At 71.1% G+C, this 20,269-nt stretch carries 23 protein-coding genes; 7 read left to right on the forward strand and 16 right to left on the reverse strand.

Going from position 1 to position 20,269, the window contains the following annotated elements; genetic code table 11:
• Positions 1-41 precede the first annotated feature (41 nt).
• Positions 42-572 carry a hypothetical protein gene (locus ABD785_RS13960; protein WP_344827511.1) on the reverse strand — a complete coding sequence of 177 codons (531 nt, stop codon included), beginning with the start codon at positions 570-572 and terminating at the stop codon, positions 42-44.
• Positions 569-1,216, reverse strand: a complete 648-nt coding sequence (locus ABD785_RS13965; protein ID WP_344827515.1) for a biliverdin-producing heme oxygenase — start codon at positions 1,214-1,216, stop codon at positions 569-571. The genes ABD785_RS13960 and ABD785_RS13965 overlap by 4 nt, the downstream gene beginning before the upstream one ends.
• A 120-nt stretch (positions 1,217-1,336) precedes the next feature.
• Between ABD785_RS13965 and ABD785_RS13970 the strand changes: the two genes are divergently transcribed.
• Entirely contained in the window at positions 1,337-2,029 is a 693-nt protein-coding gene (locus tag ABD785_RS13970) for a hypothetical protein (RefSeq protein ID WP_344827519.1), read from the forward strand.
• Between the two features lie 6 nt (positions 2,030-2,035).
• Here ABD785_RS13970 and ABD785_RS13975 read toward each other — a convergent pair whose 3' ends face one another.
• Positions 2,036-2,338, reverse strand: a complete 303-nt coding sequence (locus tag ABD785_RS13975) for a DUF2470 domain-containing protein (RefSeq protein WP_344827522.1) — start codon at positions 2,336-2,338, stop codon at positions 2,036-2,038.
• An 84-nt stretch (positions 2,339-2,422) separates the two neighbouring features.
• Between ABD785_RS13975 and ABD785_RS13980 the strand changes: the two genes are divergently transcribed.
• The 3 genes from ABD785_RS13980 to ABD785_RS13990 all read left to right on the forward strand — a co-directional run bounded on the left by ABD785_RS13980 (position 2,423) and on the right by ABD785_RS13990 (position 5,212).
• A complete protein-coding gene (locus ABD785_RS13980) occupies positions 2,423-3,376 on the forward strand; it encodes a WxL domain-containing protein (protein ID WP_344827524.1) in 954 nt (317 codons plus the stop codon).
• Between the two features lie 73 nt (positions 3,377-3,449).
• Entirely contained in the window at positions 3,450-4,367 is a 918-nt protein-coding gene (locus ABD785_RS13985) for a WxL protein peptidoglycan domain-containing protein (protein WP_344827526.1), read from the forward strand.
• Complete coding sequence (locus tag ABD785_RS13990; RefSeq protein ID WP_344827529.1) at positions 4,364-5,212, forward strand: COG1361 family protein; 849 nt, start codon at positions 4,364-4,366, stop codon at positions 5,210-5,212. Before ABD785_RS13985 ends, ABD785_RS13990 begins: the two co-directional genes overlap by 4 nt.
• 20 nt (positions 5,213-5,232) lie before the next feature.
• Here the strand turns inward: ABD785_RS13990 and ABD785_RS13995 are convergent, their stop codons facing one another.
• From ABD785_RS13995 to ABD785_RS14005, 3 genes are read right to left on the reverse strand one after another with little or no spacing between them, the layout of a single operon-like run.
• Positions 5,233-6,030, reverse strand: coding sequence for an alpha/beta fold hydrolase (locus ABD785_RS13995; RefSeq protein WP_344827531.1), 798 nt, complete (start codon positions 6,028-6,030; stop codon positions 5,233-5,235).
• Positions 6,031-6,056: 26 nt separating this feature from the next.
• Positions 6,057-6,788 (reverse strand): SRPBCC family protein, encoded by a 732-nt coding sequence (locus tag ABD785_RS14000; RefSeq protein WP_344827534.1) that lies wholly within the window; start codon positions 6,786-6,788, stop codon positions 6,057-6,059.
• 2 nt (positions 6,789-6,790) lie between these two features.
• Positions 6,791-7,075 (reverse strand): hypothetical protein, encoded by a 285-nt coding sequence (locus tag ABD785_RS14005; protein WP_344827535.1) that lies wholly within the window; start codon positions 7,073-7,075, stop codon positions 6,791-6,793.
• A gap of 99 nt (positions 7,076-7,174) precedes the next feature.
• Between ABD785_RS14005 and ABD785_RS14010 the strand changes: the two genes are divergently transcribed.
• Positions 7,175-8,428, forward strand: a complete 1,254-nt coding sequence (locus ABD785_RS14010; RefSeq protein WP_344827538.1) for a prenyltransferase/squalene oxidase repeat-containing protein — start codon at positions 7,175-7,177, stop codon at positions 8,426-8,428.
• Here ABD785_RS14010 and ABD785_RS14015 read toward each other — a convergent pair.
• Genes ABD785_RS14015 through ABD785_RS14050 form a run of 8 tightly spaced genes read right to left on the reverse strand, consistent with a single transcriptional unit; the run spans position 8,409 to position 15,955 of the window.
• A complete protein-coding gene (locus tag ABD785_RS14015) occupies positions 8,409-9,221 on the reverse strand; it encodes a shikimate dehydrogenase (RefSeq protein ID WP_344827541.1) in 813 nt (270 codons plus the stop codon). The genes ABD785_RS14010 and ABD785_RS14015 overlap by 20 nt on opposite strands.
• A complete protein-coding gene (gene mltG / locus ABD785_RS14020) occupies positions 9,218-10,354 on the reverse strand; it encodes an endolytic transglycosylase MltG (protein WP_344827543.1) in 1,137 nt (378 codons plus the stop codon). Before mltG ends, ABD785_RS14015 begins: the two co-directional genes overlap by 4 nt.
• The gene (ruvX, locus tag ABD785_RS14025; RefSeq protein ID WP_344827545.1) at positions 10,351-10,809 is read right to left on the reverse strand and encodes a Holliday junction resolvase RuvX; all 459 of its coding nucleotides are present in this window, start codon (positions 10,807-10,809) and stop codon (positions 10,351-10,353) included. The genes mltG and ruvX overlap by 4 nt, the downstream gene beginning before the upstream one ends.
• Before the next feature lie 18 nt (positions 10,810-10,827).
• Positions 10,828-13,497 (reverse strand): alanine--tRNA ligase, encoded by a 2,670-nt coding sequence (alaS, locus tag ABD785_RS14030; protein WP_344827548.1) that lies wholly within the window; start codon positions 13,495-13,497, stop codon positions 10,828-10,830.
• Positions 13,484-13,804 carry a hypothetical protein gene (locus ABD785_RS14035; RefSeq protein WP_344827551.1) on the reverse strand — a complete coding sequence of 107 codons (321 nt, stop codon included), beginning with the start codon at positions 13,802-13,804 and terminating at the stop codon, positions 13,484-13,486. The genes alaS and ABD785_RS14035 overlap by 14 nt, the downstream gene beginning before the upstream one ends.
• On the reverse strand, positions 13,804-14,220 hold the full coding sequence (locus tag ABD785_RS14040; RefSeq protein WP_344827554.1) for a DUF948 domain-containing protein: 417 nt from the start codon (positions 14,218-14,220) through the stop codon (positions 13,804-13,806). Before ABD785_RS14040 ends, ABD785_RS14035 begins: the two co-directional genes overlap by 1 nt.
• 29 nt (positions 14,221-14,249) lie before the next feature.
• On the reverse strand, positions 14,250-14,639 hold the full coding sequence (locus tag ABD785_RS14045) for a tautomerase family protein (protein ID WP_344827559.1): 390 nt from the start codon (positions 14,637-14,639) through the stop codon (positions 14,250-14,252).
• Between the two features lie 11 nt (positions 14,640-14,650).
• Complete coding sequence (locus ABD785_RS14050; protein ID WP_344827563.1) at positions 14,651-15,955, reverse strand: replication-associated recombination protein A; 1,305 nt, start codon at positions 15,953-15,955, stop codon at positions 14,651-14,653.
• Positions 15,956-16,034: 79 nt separating this feature from the next.
• Here ABD785_RS14050 and ABD785_RS14055 point away from each other — a divergent pair, with 79 nt between their 5' ends.
• Complete coding sequence (locus ABD785_RS14055; RefSeq protein ID WP_344827567.1) at positions 16,035-16,613, forward strand: TIGR03086 family metal-binding protein; 579 nt, start codon at positions 16,035-16,037, stop codon at positions 16,611-16,613.
• 26 nt (positions 16,614-16,639) lie between these two features.
• On the forward strand, positions 16,640-17,203 hold the full coding sequence (locus ABD785_RS14060; protein ID WP_344827571.1) for a TIGR03086 family metal-binding protein: 564 nt from the start codon (positions 16,640-16,642) through the stop codon (positions 17,201-17,203).
• A 43-nt stretch (positions 17,204-17,246) separates the two neighbouring features.
• Here the strand turns inward: ABD785_RS14060 and aspS are convergent, their stop codons facing one another.
• Positions 17,247-19,010, reverse strand: a complete 1,764-nt coding sequence (gene aspS / locus ABD785_RS14065; RefSeq protein WP_344827574.1) for an aspartate--tRNA ligase — start codon at positions 19,008-19,010, stop codon at positions 17,247-17,249.
• Complete coding sequence (hisS, locus tag ABD785_RS14070; protein ID WP_344827577.1) at positions 19,007-20,266, reverse strand: histidine--tRNA ligase; 1,260 nt, start codon at positions 20,264-20,266, stop codon at positions 19,007-19,009. The genes aspS and hisS overlap by 4 nt, the downstream gene beginning before the upstream one ends.
• Between the last annotated feature and the right edge of the window lie 3 nt (positions 20,267-20,269).

Raw genomic sequence — 20,269 nt, forward strand, 5'->3', positions numbered from 1 at the left:
GAGCGCGGTCGTGGCAAGGGCCGCGCTCCACCGGACGATCTTCATTCCGACGCCGCCCCGCGCCGCCGGACCAGGACGAAGGCGAGCGCGACGAGCAGCACGAGGGTGACCGCGGCGCCACCGGCGATCAGGGCCGTCTTCGAGGATCCGCCGCCGAACTCCACCGGCACCCGGACGTCCTGCGACCGGTCGGCGGAGCGCGTGTGGTCGGCCCTGGTGACGATCGCGCACTTCACCTTCGCGCAGTCGACGGTGTCGGAGATCTTCGCCTTGACGCTCAGTTTCACCGTGAAGGTGCCGCCGTCGCCGTACTTCACGGCCAGATCCCTGCCATAGGGCGGCGGATTCGAGGAGATCCACTGGGAGCCGCCGGACTGCCCGGCCGTGTCGGCGCCGCCGCCGCACGGCGTCGGGTTCCGGCCGGGTCCGAGGTCCCTGCACAGGGCCACGTAGACGCCCTTGGCCGTGTCGTAGCCGGTCCCCGAGACGGTCACGGTGTCGCCGTCGGACAGCGCCGCCTTCGAGATCGTCAGGGTCTGGCCCTTGTCGCCCTTGGCGGAGGCCCCGCTCACGCCGCCTCCCCCTTCACGAGCGCGCCGAGGTCGATCAGCACGTCGGTGTTGAGGCGGTAGGCCAGCCTCACCTCGGCGACGATCCGGTCGCGCTCGGCGGCGTCGAAGGGCGCCTCGTCGAGCAGGGCGCGGTAGGCGTCCTTGAAGTTCTTCGGCTTGGGGATCAGCGGGAAGCGGTAGAACTGCGCGCCCGCGCCGCCCTCGAGGGCGTAGGCCCGCTCCACGCCGCGGCCGATGATCTGGCCGCCGGACAGATCGCCCATGTAGCGCACGTAGTGGTGGGCGACGAAGCCGCCGGGCCAGTCGAAGGCCACCTCGCGCAGCCGCTCCACATAGGCGCGGGTCGCCTCGGTCAGCTCGGCCTCCTTCGCCCAGTCCGGGCCCAGCAGCAGAGCGAGGTCGGCCTCGAGGGCGGGCCTGCGGCGCAGTTCCTCGAAGCAGAACGGCCCCGCGACGGGCCGCTCCCGGTGGGCGTCGGAGGCCTCCTCCAGCACCGAGTACACGGCGTGGAGCTGGACCGAGAGGGCCGCGTAGGCCGTGACGGGGAGCGTTCCGGCCATCAGGTCGCCGATGTAGCTCGTCGACTCGGCGGCCGCGTGGTCCTGAATGCTCGCCTGCCGAAGCTGGGCCGAGAACGACTCCATGAATGTCCTAACGGTGGGGCGACTGGGCGATATCGCCCTATTGATCCTTTGCGTCAGGTACCTTAGCTTAGGCTTGCCTAAGAAGAAATAGGGCACCCTAACCTCACCGATGGGCCTCATATGATCGTCACCCCTCTCCTCCTGGCCGCGGCGGCCTCCGTGTCCGTCGCCCCGGCGTCCGGGCTCGACCCGGCGGGCGCGACGATCTCGGTCGGCGGGCAGGGCTTCAACGCGACCGGCAACAACAAGTTCGGCGTCTACGTGGTGTTCGGGCCCAGGCGCGCGAACTTCTCCACCGACTCGCTCGCCTTCGGGGCGGCCCGCTGGGTGCATCCGGGCGGCTCGGGCGCCGGGCAGGCCCCGATGAACGGCGACGGATCCTTCAGCACCGCCCTGGCGGTGAAGGCGAAGTACAAGGACGGCCACGGCTCGACGGTCGATTGCACCAGGACGCCTTGTTACGTCATCACGATGGCGGCGCACGGCCTGGCCGACCGCTCCCAGGACACCTTCACCCGCGTCACGTTCAAGGGCGCCGCCGCCGAGCCGTCGAAGGAGACGAAGACCACCCGGCCGTCCACGACCGCGACGCCGGGCACGACAGCCCCCGCCGCCCCGGGAGCCACGGCCACCCCCGGGAAGACGGCCGCCGGCACCCCGGGCGACCCGTCGCAGACGCCCCTGACCGGCGAGACGCCGGTGGCCGCCCAGACGGTCACCACCTCCGACGCGTCCCCGGCCTGGCCGTTCTGGACGCTCTCGGCGGTCGCCGCCGCGGCGGCCTTCGGCCTCCGCAGGTTCGCCCGCCGCTAGGCGGGGCTAGTGGCCGCGGGGAGTCTCGCCCAGGGCCTCGCAGGCCTCCTCGTACATGCGGACGACCTCGCGGCGGACCTGGGCGCGGTCCTTCAAGGGCTCGCTCCAGGGGATGCGCACCTCGACCTCGCGGCCGTCGACGGTCGCGGCGAACACGAGCGCCTCGGCGTCGAGGCCGGTGTTCACGGCCTCCGTCGCGGCGACGCCGCCGAGCCCGCGGCAGATCAGGACGTTGTCCGCGGCGTGGTCGCCGTTCATGTGGGCGGTGATGGCGGACACGGCTTCGGGGCCGAAGGGCAGGTCAGACATGTGGGGTCCTCTTCTCAAGCGGACAGAACGTGCGCTAGCGTACCGAATCGTCATTAGGTAAGGCTTACCTAACTTAGGAGCAGCATGCGTTACCGCCCCATCATCGCCGCGGCCGGACTGGCCGTGGCGGGGCTCGCCTCCCCCGCGCACGCGGCTGGGCCGGAGACCACGGTCACGCCGAAGACCGACGTGAACCCGGCCGGCCAGGACCTCACCGTCACCGGTTCCGGCTTCGACCCGAACAAGAACAACAAGTTCGGCATCTACGTCGCCTTCGGCCCCAAGACCGCCGACTACGCCACCAACGCGGGCATCTTCCAGTCCACCAAGTGGGTCCACCTCGGCGCGACCCCCTCGGCCGGGCAGGACGAGCTGAAGGCCGACGGCACCTTCGCCACGACGCTCCCGGGCGTCAAGGCCAAGTACACCGACGGCAACGGCACCGCGGTCGACTGCCTGGTCACCCAGTGCTACGTCATCACGATCGCCGCGCACGGCGTCCCTGACCGCACCCAGGACACCTTCACCCCCGTCACCTTCACCGGCGGCGAGGGCGGCGGCGAGCCCGGCACCCCCGGCGGCGGCGCGACCGAACAGCAGACCCTCACCGCGAAGGTCACCGCGGGCGGCACCCTGGCCCTCAAGGTCGCGGGCGCCAACGTCGGGCTGTCGGACGCCGAGCTCGGCGGCCACTCCACCGGCTCGCTCAACAAGGCGACCGTCACCGACACCCGCGGCACCAACGCGGGCTGGAGCCTCGTCGGCCAGGTCAGCGACTTCACCTCGCCCGAGGGCGGCACGATCCCCGGCGCGAACCTCGCCTGGGGCCCGGCCGCCTCGGTCGTCGGCGACGGTTCCAACGGCCAGGTCACCGCGGGCGCCCCCGCTCTCGGCCTGAACGTCGCGCGCACCCTCGGTTCCTCGCAGGGCGGCGTCAGCGGCGGCGTGTTCGAGCTCGGCGCGGGCCTCGACCTGCAGATCCCGGCGGGGGTCCCGGCGGGATCCTACACCGGAACCCTCACCCTGACCCTCTCCTGAAAGCCGGGCGAGGGATGAGGACGGTAACGGCGCCCTCATCCCTCGCTCTCATTATTCTCCCCGGAGCACGTGCATGATCACACCCTGGGTTGTCGCGGCGGGACTCGTCCTCGCTCCGGTCCCCGATTTCAGCTGGTCCGTCCAGCCGTCCGGCCCCAAGGGGCCGACCGGACGCGACTACTTCGTCTACTCCGCGGAGCCGGGCCAGACCGTCCGCGACACCGTCGGCATCACCAACCGGAGCACGAAGCCGCTGACGTTCCGGGTGTACCCCTCGGACGCGTTCACGACGGAGGACGGCTCCTTCGCCCTGCTCACGGCCGACAAGCCGGCCACGGACCTCGGATCCTGGATCAAGGTCGGCGGCGCGACCGTCACGGTGAGACCCGGCAAGCGCGCCGACCTTCCCTTCACCCTGACGATCCCCCGCGACGCGACGCCCGGCGACCACACCGGCGGGGTCCTCGCGGCCGTCACCGAGCAGCGGCCGACCGGGGGCGGCCAGCGCGTCAACGTCGACCGTCGGGTCGCCGCCCGGGTGTACCTGCGCGTCAACGGCCCGCTCACCTCGAACCTCGCCGTGGACCGGATCTCCGCCTCGCACGACGGCCCGCTCGTCGGCGACGGCACCGTGACCGTCACCTACCGGGTCCGCAACACCGGCAACGTCCGGCTGAAGGCCCGCGCGCACGTCTCGGCCGAGGCGCCGTTCGCCTGGCCGCAGGGGACGCCCGCCGACCGCGAGATCCCCGAACTGCTGCCCGGATCGTCGATGACCTTCACCGACAGGGTGCCCGGAGTCCTGCCGGCCGGGCCGCTCAAGGCCTCGGTCCGGCTGACCCCCGCCGACCCCGAGGGGGTCTCCCCCACCCGGCTGGCCGCGACCAGCCGCACCGCCGGCTTCTGGGCCGTCCCGTGGGCGGTGCTCGGTGCCGCCGCCCTGGTCCTGCTGCTCCTCGGCCGCCGCCGTCCGCGCCGGAGGCGTGCATGATCCTGCTCACGGTGGCCCTGCTCCAGGGGCCGACGATCGATCTCGACAAGGCCGAGGTCAAGCCCGGGCAGACCGTGACGGTCAGGCTGGCCGGCTGGCCCGCGGGGAACGTCGCGGTCGAGCTGTGCGGCAACGGCGGCAGGCGCGGCAGCGCCGACTGCGCCGTCGGCTCCTCCGCGACGACCTTCGTCAACGCCCAGGGCTCCGGCACCGTGCTGCTCAACGTCGCCAGGCCGCCGGTCGGCTGCCCGTGCGTGGTGTCGGTGAAACCGGTCGGCGGCGGGACGGCCAGGACCGTCCCGATCACGGTCAAGGGCGCGGGCACGATGAGCCTGAGCCAGCAGAGGGCGGCCGACGCCCGGTCCCGGTCGCTGACCGTCACCTCGGTCCGGCTCGAGGGCTCCTCGATCGGCGCCTGGTTCGGCGGCCGGGCGTCGCGGACCCTCGTCTACACCGTGCGGAACGACGGCGAGGTGACGGTCGCCGACGCTCCCGTCTCGCTGTCCTCCGGCCGCTCCCCCGACCCGACCGGCATCCTGACGGCCCCCGCTCTGGGCTCCCTCGAACCGGGCGAGGAGCGCACCTACCGGGTCCCGGTGTCGTTCTCGGCCCCCGCGTTCGGCACCTACCAGGTGCGCGGCGAGATCGACGGGATCGAGCGCCCGGTGGTGTTCACCGGGGAGACCTCGTCCTACCCGTGGGCCTGGCCGTTCCTCGGCCTGCTCCTCGCCGGCGCCACGACGGTCCGGCGACGCCGCCGCCCCCGCAAGGCGGACGAACCGGGTGTCACGGTCGTCTGCCCGCACTGTGAGGGCGAGGTGTCGCTCCAGCTCACCGCGAAGTGACGCCGCTCATCTCTTGAAGATCATTTCTTGAAGAAGGCGGTGACGGCGGGCGCGAGCACCGCGGCCTTCACCATGTGGGTCTGGCCCGGGAGCTCCTCCTCCACGGCGCCCGGGATCGCCAGCGCGGTGGCGTGCACCCCGTTCTTCATCCACGTCGGGCTCTTGCCGCCGCCCATGACCAGCGTCGGCGCCGTCACCGCGTCCCAGCGCCCGGCCGGCAGCGGGTTGCCCGACTGGAGACCGGCGGAGAACAGGGCCAGATCGTTGGGCAGGGTCGGCGCGACGGCCTTGAGCTTCTTCCACGGCGGCATGAGCGGGAAGATCGCCACCATGAACGCGGGCATCTCGACGAACCGCATGAACGCCTTCACCGCCGCTCCGTGGTTCCCCTTCTCGACCAGCCCGCGCATCCGCTGCTCGAAGTCGGCCGGGGCCGGGTCCCGGGTGTCATCGACGATCATCGGCGCCTCGTACATCGCGAGACGGGTGATCGGCACGCCGTTCGCCGCCGCCTCGAGGCCGAGGACCGCACCGGAGGACAGCCCGAGCACGAACGCCTCGCCTCCGGCCTCCTTGACGACGGCCGCCAGGTCCTCGATCTCGCGCTGCGGGGTGGAGGGCCGGGTGCCGTCGCTCTCGCCCCGTCCGCGACGGTCGTAGGCGTAGACGGTGAAGTCCTTCGACAGGATCCCGGCGAGCTCCTTGCTCGGGCCGAATTCCCGGTAGCAGAACGCGCCGTCGACCAGGACCAGCGAGGGCCCGGAACCGGTGCGCGTGTAGCCGATGGTGGTGCCGTCCGCCGAGATGACCGTGGACATGGTGTCTCCTTCTTGCCGAGGGGGGATCACTGAGGGGGAAGGGCCAGGAGGAAGTTCCGCCAGGCCGTTCCGGTGGTGGGGGTCACGTCCCCGAAGAGGTGGTGCATGCCGAGCAGAGGACCCCGGAATCCGCGGACGAACCGGTACATCGCGTCGCCGGTGCGGATGCCGAGGGTGAGGTCGCTGACGTGGTAGACCGTGCCTTCGACCCGGCCGGCGCCGGGAACGGTGAAGGCCACGGCGTCGCCCGACCGAGGATCGTCCAGGCCGAGGGCCGCGAGGAGCGCGGTCCGGGTGGCCGCCCAGTCGGTGACGGGCTCACCGGCGACCGTGAGCGGGACGGCCGTCCGCCCGGCGAAGCCGCCGAGGTAGGCCACGAGCGTGGCGAAGAACAGGTCGAGGCCGTGGGACATCGCCTCGAACTCCTCCGCCCAGTCGTCGCCGGGCAGGAACCCGCTGGTGACGGCGCGGACCACGGTCGAGGAACCCGCGCGTCCCTCGATGAGGAACTCGTAGGCCTCGAACCGCCCGTCGGGGGCGGTCTCGGTGGCGTAGGAGAAACGGACGTCCCGCTCGGAGGCGCCGATCCGGTGGTTCAGCGTGAAGCCGGGAAAGGCCGTGGTGACCGCGCCCGCCTCCACCCGGGTGCGCCCCATGAACCAGGAGTCGATCCCCGGGCCGGTGGCGATGGCCTCCCAGACCTGCTCGGGGGTGGCCTGGACCTCGGCCTCGTTCTCGCGCCGGTACTCGCGTCCCATGGTCAGCTCTCCTTCACGCGGGGGTGCACGGCGACCACGAGGCGGTGGCCGTGCCCTGCGGAGGTGCCGTCGTGGTACCGGCCGGCCAGCGCGGTGAGGAAGCCGCACAGTTCGTCTGCGAAGGCGGCCCTGTCGGCCGCCGAGGCGAACCGTATCTCCCCGTCGATCACGAGCGTCGCGGCCTCGCGGTCCGCCGCGGCGAGCGCCCCCGCCTCTTCCAGCAGGCGGGCGGCCGTCGCCACGAGCCACCGGGCCGGCAGCCGTGATGCTGAGCTCGCTTCGAACATGCCTCCACGCTCTCACCGAAAAAAGAACTTGTCAAGACGATTCAAGCTGTCGGCGGGTGGATTGACACCTCCGGTGACGGAAGCGAAGGATGGTGACCCGTGATCCTGGACATCCGAGAGCTGGCCGACCACCTCGCGGTGTCCACCGAAACGCTGCGGGACTACTACCGCGCCACCACCGACGGCACCGGCGGCGGCTGGTACCACGAGCTCGGCCGCCCTCCCGCGGCGACGGCCACCGCGGTCGCGCTCGCCTGCTTCGTCGACAAGGGCGACCCGATCGACCATCTCGACCAGGCGCTGCGCTTCCTGCGCTCACGGCAGCGGGAGGACGGCGGCTGGGCCACGGCCACCCACGGCGAGGTGCCGGTCGTCGAGGCCACCGCGTGGATCGCCTGGTGCCTGTCGCGGGCGCGGTGCGAGCTGACGCCCGGCGCTCCGGATCTGGCCTCGGCCGCGCGGTGGCTGACCGCGCACCAGAACCCCGACGGCGGCTGGGGATCGCGGCGCGGCAACCCGTCCAGGACCTGGCTGACCTGTCTCGCGCTGCGCGCCCTCGGCCTGCTCGACCCGCACTCCGCGGCCGTCGCCGACGGGATCGGCTGGCTGCTCGACCGGCGGCTGACCGCGGGCGGCGCCCGCGTCTGGGGCATGACGGAGGACGGCGGCCCGACCCTCACCCACACCGCGTTCGCCCTGCTCACCCTCGCCGAGCTGCGGCCCCTGGAGACCGACGAGCATCTGCGGGCCTTCCGCTGGCTGGCCGAGCGCGTCGAGGCCAATCCGCGGGATCTGCACCGCTGGATCGAGACCTACACCGCCGCCGACGACGGGCACCAGTGGCGGCTCAACCTGTGGCACTTCGGCCTGCCGATCGCGGTCTCCGCGCTGCTCCACCATCCCGAGGGCCCGCCGTCGACGCTGCTCGGCCGCGCCGTGGCCCGCCTCCTGCGGGTCCCGCCGGGAACCCACGTCTGGGGCGACGAGACGGGGCCGCCGACCCGGCTGTCGCTGTGGAGCCTGTGGTGGTCGCTCCAGGCGCTGTCCGGCGTCTACCGGTTCCCGCTGTTCCGCAGGGACGACCTGGTGGTCTGGGTCCGCGACGCGGTGATCATCCGCCGGGGGCCCGCGCGGCGCCGTCCGCTGTTCACCTTCCTGCCCGGACTCTGGAGCCAGGGGCTGGGGCTGCTTCTGGCCCGGTTCTGGGCCTACGTCACGGTCGCGCTGCTCGCCGCCGTGCTCGCCGCGGGCGCGATCGCCGGGCTCTGGGAGTGGGACCTGTTCTGGAGCGGCTTGATCATCCCGGTCCTGCTGATCCCCCTCCAGGAGGGCATCAAGCGGCGCGGCGGATGAGCTCGGCCTCGCCGGCCGTCCGCATCGCCTCGACCGGGACGTCCGTGCGTCCGGTCATCATCTCGACCTGGCGGACGGCCTGGTGCAGCAGCATCGCGAACCCGTTGACGACCGTCCCGCCCCCGGCCAGGACGGCTCTGGCGAGCGAGGTCGGCCACGGCGCGTAGACCACGTCGAACACCGGGACCCCGGCCTCGGCGACCATCTCCGCGTAGGTCCCGGCCCCGTCCCCCGGCAGCGTCGAGACCACGAGCTGGGTCTTCAGCAGGGAGCCCAGCTCGCCCAGGGGCTCCACCCGGACGTCCAGTCCGCACCGCTCGCCGACCTCGGCCGTCTCTCCCGCCCGTCCGGGGTTCCTGACCACCAGGGTCGCCTCACGGGCCCCGAGCAGCGCGGCCCCGGCCAGCGCGGAGGCCGCGGTGGCCCCGCCGCCGAGCACCACGAGCCGGTCGAGCGAGCCGACCCCCGCCTCGCCGAGCGCGGTGACGATCCCGTACACGTCGGTGTTGTCGGCGACCCACCGCCCGTCCCGCCGGACGAGCGTGTTGGCCCCGCCGACCCGCACCGCCAGCTCGCTGCTCTCCGCCGCGAGCGCCAGCGCGGTCCGCTTGAGCGGCATCGTGAGCGACAGCCCCGCCCAGTCCCGCTCGAGGAAGGCCGCGAGGCCGTCCTCCGCGCACTCGTGGGCCTCGTAGCTCCACCCCTCCAGCCCCATCGCCGCGTAGGCGGAGCGGTGCAGGACGGGCGAGAGCGAGTGGGCGATCGGCGACCCCAGCACGGCGGCACGGGTCACTGGCCGGGGTGCTTCCTGGCCCAGGCGTTGAACTTGTCCACCAGCTTCTGGTGCTGGGGGTAGGTCTCGGCGTACTCGGTGATCCTGTTGGTCGGGTCGGTCGTCACGAAGAACAGCCACTTACCGGGCAGCGGATCGAGCACGGCCTTGATCGACTCCAGGCCCGGGCTGCCGATCGCACCGACCGGGAGACCCCGGTGCAGGTAGGTGTTGTACGGCGACGGCGTCCTGGTCTGGGCCTCGGTGACCGAGTAGGTGCGCTTCTTGAGGATGTAGAGGATCGTCGTGTCGAACCCCAGCGGCATGTTCGCCTTGAAGCGGTTGTAGATCACCCGCGAGATCTTCCTGCGGTCGACCGGCTTTCCCGCCTCGGCCTCGATCAGGCTGGCCATGGTGATGACCTGGAACGGCGTGAGGTCGAACTTCCTGCCCTCGGCGGCGATGTCCAGGGTGCCGACCTGCTCCTTGAAGCGGTCGACCATGGGCTTGAGCAGCTGAGCGGCGGTGGCCTTCGGTGGCAGGTTGTACTGGCCGGGGAAGAGGTAGCCCTCGAGGTCGCCCTTGGCGAACCCGGGCAGGCCGAGGCCCTTGGGGTTCTTCTGGACCTTCAGGAACTCGTTCATCGGCACCTTGGTCTGGGCCGACAGCAGCTTGAAGACCTCGACGGCGCGACGGCCCTCGGGAACGTTGATCACACCGGCGCGCGACTTCGGATCGAGCATGAGCGCCAGCGCGGACTTCGCCGACATCTTCAGCCGCATCCTGTAGAAGCCCGGCTGGATGCCCTGCGACTTCGGTTCGTCCTTGGCGGCCTCGTTGAAGGCCTTGGTGGACTTCACCACGTCGGCCTTCTGGAGGGTCGTGGCGATGGCGGAGGTGTAGTCGCCGTCTTTGACCTCGACCGTGACCGCACCGGTGCCTTCTCCGACGTAGTCGCCCGGCTGCATGTAGTTCTTCAGCTTGGTGTAGCCGAAGTAACCACCGCCGCCGACCACGACGACCAGGAAGAGCAGCGCGGCCACGGCGGCGGCTCCGCCGCCCCGCTTCTTGCGCGTCTGCTTCTTCCGCTGTTCGGAGCGGTCGGCCCGGCTCTCGCGCCGGGTCTCATCGCCCCAGAAGTCCGTGTTGTTCACTCTCTCCCCTTGACCGAAGCGCCGGGCGGTTTCCCGGTGAGGCGCTCCGCGTCGAGTGCCGCCTGCAGCAGTACGGTCGCCGCGGCCTGATCGATCACTGCGCGCTGGTTCTTCGCCTTGGTCCCGCCGGACCGCAGGCCGCTGGCGGCGGTGACGGTGGTGAGACGCTCGTCATACAGACGTACCGTATCGAAGGGGAGTTTACGTGCCAATCGGACAGCAAAACTCCTGGCCGACTCCGCCGCCTTTCCCTCGCGGCCGGACAGGTTGGCGGGAAGTCCGACGATCACTTCGAGCGCCTCGTACTCGGCCACGAGTTCCAGGATCCTCGCGATGTCCCCCCGGCCCGCTCGCACGGTCTCCAGGGGTGTCGCGAGGATCCCGGCGGGGTCGCTGCGGGCCACGCCGATCCTGACGCTGCCCACGTCGACCGCCAGCCTTACGCCGTTTCTCACTTGCCGCCTTCGCTTCGACTACGCGGTGGCCACTGCGTGCTCGACGACGTTCAGCGCCTCGATGATCTTCTCGGCGTCCTGCCCACCGCCCTGTGCAAGATCATCCTTACCGCCGCCACCGCCGCCCAAAACCTTCGCGGCGACACCGACCAGGCGGCCGGCCTTCTGGCCCAGCCCGCGGGACTCCTCGTTGGTCGCCACGACCACGACGGGCTTGTCCTTGGGCACGCCGACGATGACCACGACGGCGGGACGGCCCTGGAGCCGGTCCCTGATGTCGATGGCGAGCTTGCGCAGGTCGTCCGCGCCGGTGCCGCCGGGCGCCGTGTGGGCGACGTAGGCGACGCCGTTGACGTCCTTGGCGTGCTTGGCCAGGTCCGCGGAGGCGGCGAGGATCTGCTCGGCCCGCAGCCGCTCCAGGTCCTTCTCGGCCTCGCGGAGCTTGGTCACGATGGAGCCGATCCGCTCGGGAAGCTCCTCGCGCCGCGCCTTCACCTGGTCGGCGAGCTGGTTGACCAGCACGCTCTCCTTGGCGAGGAAGCGGAAGGCGTCGATGCCGACCAGGGCCTCGATCCGCCGGACGCCCGCGCCGATCGACGCCTCGCCCATGAGCTTGACCAGGCCGAGCTGGCCGGAGGACCCCACATGGGTGCCGCCGCACAGCTCGCGGGAGTAGTCGCCGACCTCGATCACGCGGACCTCGTCGCCGTACTTCTCGCCGAACAGCGCCATGGCGCCCATCGCGATCGCCTCCTTCTGGGAGGTGATCAGGGCCCTGACCTCGAGGTCGTCGATGAGGACGGCGTTGATCTCGTCCTCGACGTCGCGCAGCACCGAGGCCGGGACGGCACCGGAGGCGGTGAAGTCGAACCGGAAACGTCCGGGCGAGTTCTCCGAGCCGGCCTGCGCGGCGGACTCGCCGAGCGCGTTACGGAAGCCCTTGTGCACCATGTGGGTCGCGGTGTGCGAGCGCGAGATCGCCTTGCGGCGGGACAGGTCGATCTCGGCGAGCACGGTGTCGTCCGTGCGCGCCACCCCCGACCTGACCTTGCCCTTGTGCACGATCAGGCCCTTCAGCGGGGCCTGGACGTCGCGGACCTCGACCTCGGCGCCGCCGGAGAACCGCAGGACGCCGTGGTCGGCGAGCTGGCCACCGCCCTCGGCGTAGAACGGGGTGCGGTCGAGGACGACCTCCACGTCGCTGCCGGGACCGGCCTCGACCACGTTCGCACCATTGATCATGAGACCGACGGCCCGGCCCTCGCCGGTGAACTGCGAGTAGCCGAGGAAATCGACCTTGCCGCCGGCCAGTTCGAGCAGGTCGCCCAGGACCGAGACGTCGGCGTTGCCGGTCTTCTTCTCGCGGGCGTCGGCCTTGGCCCGGTCGCGCTGCTCCTGCATGAGGCGGCGGAAGCCGTCCTCGTCGACCACCAGGCCCTGCTCGGAGGCCATCTCCAGGGTGAGCTCGATCGGGAAGCCGTAGGTGTCGTGCAGCTTGAAGGCGTCCGCGCCGCCGACCGTGTTGCGGCCGGAGCTCCTGGACTCGTGCGCCGCCACGTCGAAGATCGACTCACCGGTGCGGAGCGTCCGCAGGAAGCTCTCCTCCTCGGCGTCGATCACGGTGTGGATGTTGGCGGCGGTGCGGATCAGCTCGGGATACTGCTCGCCCATGGCGGCGATCGCCACCGAGGTGAGCTCGTGCATCGCCCCGCCCTCCTGCAGGCCGAGCAGGCGGACCTTGCGGACCGCGCGGCGCAGGATGCGGCGCAGCACGTAGCCGCGGCCCTCGTTGGACGGCATGATCCCGTCGGCGACCATCATCATTCCGGAGCGGACGTGGTCGGCCACGACGCGCAGCGACACGTCGTCGACCGGGTTCTTGCCGTACCGCGACTTGGTCAGGTCGGCGGCCCGGTCGAGGATCCGCCACATGGTGTCGGTCTCGTAGATGTTGTCGACGCCCTGGAGGATCGCGGCCATGCGCTCCAGGCCCATGCCGGTGTCGATGTTCTTCGCCGGCAGCTCGCCCGCGACGTCGAAGTCGACCTTCGAGCGGACCGTGCTCAGCTGGTACTGCATGAACACGAGGTTCCAGACCTCGAGGTAGCGGTCCTCGTCGGCCTCGGGACCGCCCTCGCGGCCGTACTCGGGTCCGCGGTCGTAGTAGATCTCCGAGCAGGGACCGCCGGGGCCGGGAACGCCCATGTTCCAGTAGTTGTCGGCCAGGCCGCGCTCCTGGATGCGCTCGCGCGGCACCCCGACGACCTTGTGCCACAGGTCCGCCGACTCGGCGTCGCCCCGCAGGACCGTCACCCAGAGCCTGTCCTCGGGGAAGCCGAAGCCGCCGTCGGCCTCGGCGCCCGTCAGCAGCTCCCAGGCGAACGGGATCGCCTGCTCCTTGAAGTAGTCCCCGATGGAGAAGTTGCCCAGCATCTGGAAGAAGGTGCCGTGCCGGGTGGTCTTGCCGACCTCCTCGATGTCCGGGGTGCGGACGCACTTCTGGCAGCTCGTCATCCGGACCGCGGGCGGCGTGCGCTGAGCCAGGAAGTAGGGCTTGAACGGAACCATGCCCGCGTTCACCAGGAGCAGCGTCGGATCCTCGGCTATCAGGGAGGCCGAGGGCACGATCGTGTGCCCGTTCCGCTCGAAAAACCGCAGGTATCGGCGCGCTACTTCAGCCGACTCCATGTGTCCCGTCCTTGCTCTCGTCGATGGGCGTCGCCTGGATGATCCTCCGCTTGCGGGGATCCTCCGGCGGCGTCTGGTCTAGTTCGATGGCCTCGCGCAGCTCCGCCTCGCGTTCGGCGGCGTGGAAGCGCACCTCTCCCGCGAAGCTACGGAGCCGGTCACCGGTGGTGCCACTGGTTTTCACGGCCTGGTTGACGGCCTTCACCGCGATGTTCTGCGGGGCGAGCTGCTTGACGAAGCGCGCCGCCCGGCGCTGGGCGTAGAGCGCGGTGCCCGCGCCGACCGTGATCCAGAACAGTCTCTTCATTACTTCTTACCCTTGCCGCCGCGCCCGTTCGTGGTCCGCTGCGCCGGGAGCTGGGGCCGCTGGGGCTCCTCCGGCCTGCCCAGAGCCTTGCGGACGCCGTAGGAGAAGGCCGCGGCCTTCACCAGCGGCCCGCCGACCACGGAGGTCATCACGGTGGTTACGGCCGAGAAGTTCTGGCTGACGCCCGCCATCTGCTTGGTGATCACGTCGGTGCGGTCGAGCTGCTCACCGGCCTGTTCGACGGCGCGCGCCATGTCGTCCAGGAGCGGGCCCGCCTGGTCGCCGATATCGGAGATCATCTTGGTGGTCTCCTGGAGCAGCCTGGCCAGCTTCAGCAGGGCGAAGCCGATGAAGCAGACGAGGATCGCCCAGAAAACGGCCACGATGAGGCCTGCGAGCTGTCCGCCAGTGAGCATGGTCAGTGACCCTATCGTCTATGGGCTTGTCAGACGGTGACCTGGTATCCGAGCGCCAGTTCGTCGCCGGGCATACCCCTGATCCCCCAGTTCTCCCTAGGAGTCTCGAAGATCGTGATCTCGACGTCCTGGGGAGCGAGGCCCGGACTCTCCGCCAACCGCGAGAAAAGCCCGCGAATCAGCGCTTTCTTCGCGACCATCGTACGCCCCGTGAAGATGCTGATCTCGATGATCAGGTAATCCGCCGAGCGATCGGCCGGATGCACGAAATCCTCGTCGTCCAGGCCGATGAAGCGGTGGAACCGCTTGTCCTCCGGATACTGCAGCGCCTCGACGACCGCGGCGTGGATGCTGTCGGAGATCTCGGTGCGCGCCCGCGCGAAGAGTTCCCTACGTCCGAAAATCTTGATCTGCCCCATGATCACCCAGCTTAACGGCCCTTGAGAACCGACTTGATCCGGCTCAGCACCTCGGTGAAGCGGCCCTCGGCACCGTGGGTGGTCGGCCGGTAGTACTGCCGGGAGGCCAGCTCGTCCGGGGCGTACTGCTGGGCCACGACCCCGCCGGGGAAGGAGTGCGGGTACTTGTAGCCCACCCCGTGGCCGAGCTTCTCGGCCCCCTTGTAGTGGGCGTCGCGCAGATGGTTGGGGACGTGCCCGACGACGCCCCGCCGGACGTCGCCCATGGCCTCGTCGATAGCGGTGATCACCGCGGCGGACTTGGGCGCCAGCGACAGGTGGATGACGGCCTGGGCCAGGTTGATCCGGGCCTCCGGCAGCCCCACGTGCTCGACCGCGGCCGCGGCCGCGACGGCCGTCTGGAGGGCGGTGGGATCGGCCATGCCGATGTCCTCGCTGGCATGGACGATCAGCCGGCGGGCGATGAACCGGGGATCCTCCCCCGCGACGATCATCCGGGCCAGGTAGTGCAGGGCCGCGTCGGGGTCGCTGCCCCGGATCGACTTGATGAACGCGCTGATCACGTCGTAGTGCTGGTCGCCGTCCCGGTCGTACCGGACGGCCGCCCGGTCGACGGCCTTCTCCAGGACGTCGACGGTGATCTCCCCGTCCGCGACCAGGTCGGCGGCCTCGAGATAGGTCAGCGTCCGGCGGGCGTCTCCGCCGGCCAGCCTCACCAGATGGTCCACGGCCTCGTCGGTGATGGTGGCCTCCACCCCCCGCTCGTCGCCGAGCGCCCGCTTGATCACCTCACGGATGTCGTCGTCCTGGAGGGGCTGGAGGGTGAGCAGCAGCGAGCGGGACAGCAGGGGGCTGTTGACCGAGAAGAACGGGTTCTCCGTGGTGGCCCCGATGAAGGACACCCAGCGGTTCTCCACGGCCGGGAGCAGGGCGTCCTGCTGGGCCTTGTTGAAACGGTGCACCTCGTCGACGAACAGCAGGGTCTGCCGGCCGGACATGCCCAGGTCGCGCTTGGCCTGCGCGATCGCCTCCCGGACGGCCTTCACCCCGTCGGAGACCGCCGAGATCTCCACGAAGCGCCGCTTGGTGGCCCGGCTGACCACGTAGGCCAGGGTCGTCTTGCCCGTCCCCGGCGGGCCCCACAGGACCAGCGACATGGGGGCGTCGCGCTCGACGAGCTGCCTGATCGGGGTCCCCCTGCCCAGCAGGTGCCCCTGCCCGATGACCTCGTCGAGGTTGCGGGGCCGCATCCGGACCGCCAGCGGCTCGTTGGCCTTGTGGATCTCCTCCGCGGGCTCGTCGAACAGACTCTCCATACCGGTGACACTATCCGGCGCAGTCCATTACACGCGTTGCGGTTGACAGACAGCGCTCCGCAGGCATGACTAGTCGCCTATGACTGCGGAACCCAGCGGATACGAGCGGGCTCTCGACCTCTTCGAGGCCGTGGTCCGCGGCGTGCCCTGCGACGGCTGGGATTCGCCCTCTCCCTGCGCGGGCTGGAGCGCCCGCGACGTCATCGGGCATGTGATCGAGGGCCAGCGGGAGATCATCGCGTTGGCCGCCGCGGAGGAGCCGCCGGCCGCCGTCGACGAGCCCGGCAAGCTCACCGGGCCCGATCCGCTGGAGTCCTGGCGGGAGGCCAGGACCCAGTGCGCCGAGGCGCTCACCGAGCAAGCGCTGGCCCGGCCGATCCCCTTCGGCGGCTTCGGTGAGCTTCCGCTGCGCGATCTGCTGGACACCTACGTCCTGGAGCTGCTCGTCCATGCCTGGGATCTGGCCCGGTCCAACGGCCAGGCCGTCCGGCTGGACGGGGATCTGGTCCACCACGCCTTCAACACCGCGCAGGTCGTCGGGGCCAGCATGCGCTCCCAGGGACTCATCGGGCCCGCCCTGGTACCGCCGAGGGGCGCGGGCGAGCTGACCCGGCTCCTGGCCTTCCTGGGACGGCGGGAGACCGCAGGCGCACAATAGAAGGTGAGGAAGGAAGGGAGCTCATCATGGACGTCTCCGATCTGCACCGCCGCGCCGTGGCCGGAATGACCGCACGGATCGCCGCGATCAGCCCCGGCCAGTGGACCCTGGCCACCCCCTGCTCCGACTGGGACCTGCGGGGCCTGGTCAACCATGTCGCGGGCGAAATGCTCTGGACACCGCCGATCTTCGAGGGAAAGACCGCCGCCGACGTCGGCGGCGCCTTCGACGGCGACGTCCTCGGCGAGGACCCGCAGGGCGTCTGGGAGGCGTCCGTGGGGCCCTCCATCGCCGCCGTGAGCGCCGAGGGGGCCCTGGACCGCACCGTCCACCTGTCCTTCGGCGACGTGCCGGGCGAGGTCTACGCGAGCCAGATGTTCGCCGACATCCTCGTCCACTCCTGGGACGTGGCCCGCGCCTCCTCCGGCGACGAACTGCTCGACCCCGACCTGGTCGAGGCCTGCCTGGACTGGTTCAGCGACGAGGAGGAGCAGACCTACCGGGCGGCGGGGCTCATCGGGCCCGCCGTGACGCCCGGCGACGACGCGCCGCAGACCGTCCTGCTCGCCAGGTTCGGCCGCACGGCATGAGCGGGGCCGGGGTCCGTCCGGACCCCGGCCCCGCCGTGAAACGCTACTTGCCGGCCGCGGCGGGCTTCGGCGCGGCGTCGACGCCCGCCTCACGCCGCTGCTGGACGGTGATCGGCGTCGGCGCCCCGGTCAGCGGGTCGAGGCCGGAGGCCGCCTTCGGGAAGGCGATGACCTCGCGGATGGTCTCGGCCCCGATGAGCAGGGTGACGAGCCTGTCCAGGCCGAAGGCGATGCCGCCGTGCGGGGGCGGGCCGTAGTTGAAGGCCTCCAGCAGGAAGCCGAACTGCGACTGCGCCTCCTCCTTGGACAGGCCGATCGCCTCGAACGCCCGCTCCTGGACGTCCTTGCGGTGGATACGGATCGATCCGCCGCCCAGTTCCGTGCCGTTCAGGACGAGGTCGTAGGCGTTCGACAGGGCCGAGCCCGGGTCCTTGTCGAAGGAGTCGATGCTGTCGGCGGTCGGGGCGGTGAACGGGTGGTGCACCGCGTGCCAGCCGGTCTGCTCGCCCTTGTCGTTCTCGATCGGCTCGAACATCGGGAAGTCGACGACCCACAGGAAGTTCCAGGCCGAGGCGTCGATCAGGCCGCAGCGGGCGCCGATCTCCAGGCGGGCGGCGCCGAGCAGCTCGAGCGAGCCGGTGCGGCGGCCCGCCGCGAAGAAGATCGCGTCGCCCTTCTGCGCTCCGGTCGCCGCGGCGAGGCCGTTCAGGTGCTCCTCGGACAGGTTCTTGGCGACCGGGCCGCGCAGCTCGCCGGTCTCGGCGTCGATCAGCACGTAGGCGAGGCCGCGGGCGCCGCGGGCCTTGGCCCAGTCCTGCCAGGCGTCGAGCTCCTTGCGGGTCTGGGACGCCCCGCCCGGCATGACGACGGCGCCGACGAACTCGGCCTGGAACACCCGGAACTCGGTGCCGGCGAAGTAGGAGGTGAGGTCGTTGAGCTCGTTGCCGAAGCGGGTGTCGGGCTTGTCCGAGCCGTAGCGGCCCATCGCCTCGGCGTAGGTGAGGCGCGGCAGGGGCAGCGGCACCTCGTAGCCCGCCAGTTCCTTCCAGACCCGGGCGATCAGGGCCTCGCCGACGGCCAGGACGTCCTCCTGGTCGACGAACGACATCTCGACGTCGATCTGGGTGAACTCCGGCTGCCGGTCGGCGCGGAAGTCCTCGTCGCGGTAGCAGCGGGCGATCTGGTAGTACCGCTCGAGCCCGCCGACCATGAGGAGCTGCTTGAACAGCTGCGGGGACTGCGGCAGGGCGTACCAGTGGCCGGGCTTGAGCCGGACCGGCACGAGGAAGTCGCGGGCGCCCTCGGGCGTCGAGCGGGTCAGGGTCGGGGTCTCCACGTCGACGAAGCCCTGCTCGCGGAGCACCTCGCGGACCAGGAAGGTCGCCTCGGAGCGGGCGCGCAGCGCCCTGGCGGCCTGCTCGCGCCGGATGTCGAGGTAGCGGTACCGCAGCCGCACCTCCTCGTTGACGTTGACGTCGCCCTCGATGGGGAAGGGCAGCGGCGCGGACTCCGACAGCACCTCGATGTCGGACGCGACGATCTCGACGGCGCCGGTGGGCAGGTCGGGGTTCTCGTTGCCGTCGGGCCGGATCCGGACCTCGCCGGTGACCTTGACGCAGTACTCCGAGCGCAGGTCGTGGGCGGCGTCCTCCTCGCGGAAGACGACCTGCGCGGACCCGGAGGCGTCGCGCAGGTCGATGAAGGTGACACCGCCGTGGTCGCGGCGGCGCGCGACCCAGCCGGCGAGCACGACGCTGGTCCCGGCGTGCTCCGCCCGGAGCGAGCCGGCCTCATGCGTGCGAATCATGTGAGCTTCCCCTTGATGACAGAAACGACTTCGGTGAGCGGGACGGCGATCTGCTCGCCGGTGGCCAGATCCTTGAGCTGCGCGGATCCGGCCTCGATATCCCGGTCGCCGAGGATCAGGGCGTAGGCCGCGCCAGAACGGTCGGCGCCCTTCATCCCGGCTTTCATGCTGCGTCCGCCGAAGCCGAGGTCCGCCGCGATCCCCTCGCGGCGCAGGCAGGTGACGAGCTTGAAGATCTCGCGGGCCGCCTGGTCGCCCAGCGCCACCCCGAACACCCGCACGGACGTCCCCCTGACGGCCTCGACCTGCTCGGCCTCCATGGCCAGGACCGTCCGGTCGAGGCCCAGGCCGAAGCCGATGCCGGGCAGCGCGGGGCCGCCGATGGTCTCCGACAGCCCGTCGTAGCGCCCGCCGCCGCCGATGCCGGACTGCGCGCCCAGCTTCGGGTGGTCGAACTCGAACACGGTGCGGGTGTAGTAGTCGAGGCCGCGCACGAGGCGCGGATCGTCGACCCAGGCGATGCCCAGGTCGGCGAGGAGCTCGCGGACCCTGTCGTAGTGGGCCTTGCAGCCCGCGCACAGGTGGTCGGCCATCAGCGGGGCGCCCTCGAGCCTCGCCCTGACCTCGGGACGCTTGTCGTCGAGGACCCGCAGCGGGTTCACCTCGATCCGCGCGCGGGTCTCGGCGTCCAGGTCGAGGCCGCGCAGGAACGACTGGAGCGCGGCCCGGTAGGCCGGGCGGCACTCGGCGTCGCCGAGGGAGTTCAGGTGGAGCGTGAACTCCCTGAGCCCGAGCGAGCGGTAGTAGTCGTAGGACAGGGCGATGACCTCGGCGTCGATCGCCGGGTCGTCGGAGCCGAGCGCCTCCAGGTCCACCTGGTAGAACTGGCGGTACCGGCCGGCCTGTGGGGCCTCGTACCGGAAGACCGGGCCGACGGCCCACACCTTCACCGGCAGCCCGCCCCGGTGCAGGTTGTTCTCCAGCACCGACCGCAGGACGCCCGCGGTCATCTCCGGCCGCAGCGTGACCGAGCGTTCGCCCTTGTCGAGGAAGGTGTACATCTCCTTGTTGACGACGTCGGTCGACTCACCGACCCCGCGCGCGAACAGCTGGGTGTTCTCGAAGACGGCCAGCTCCGCGTAGGAGTAACCCGCGTTGGCCGCGACGGCCGCGAAGGCGTCGCGGGCGGCGAGGAACGCCGCCGAGCGCGGCGCGACGTACTCACTGACCCCCTTGGGGGCCTGGAAGGTGCTCATGAT

Origin of the sequence: Actinocorallia longicatena (assembly GCF_039534125.1) — a bacterium.
In the GTDB taxonomy this organism is placed as follows: domain Bacteria; phylum Actinomycetota; class Actinomycetes; order Streptosporangiales; family Streptosporangiaceae; genus Actinocorallia; species Actinocorallia longicatena.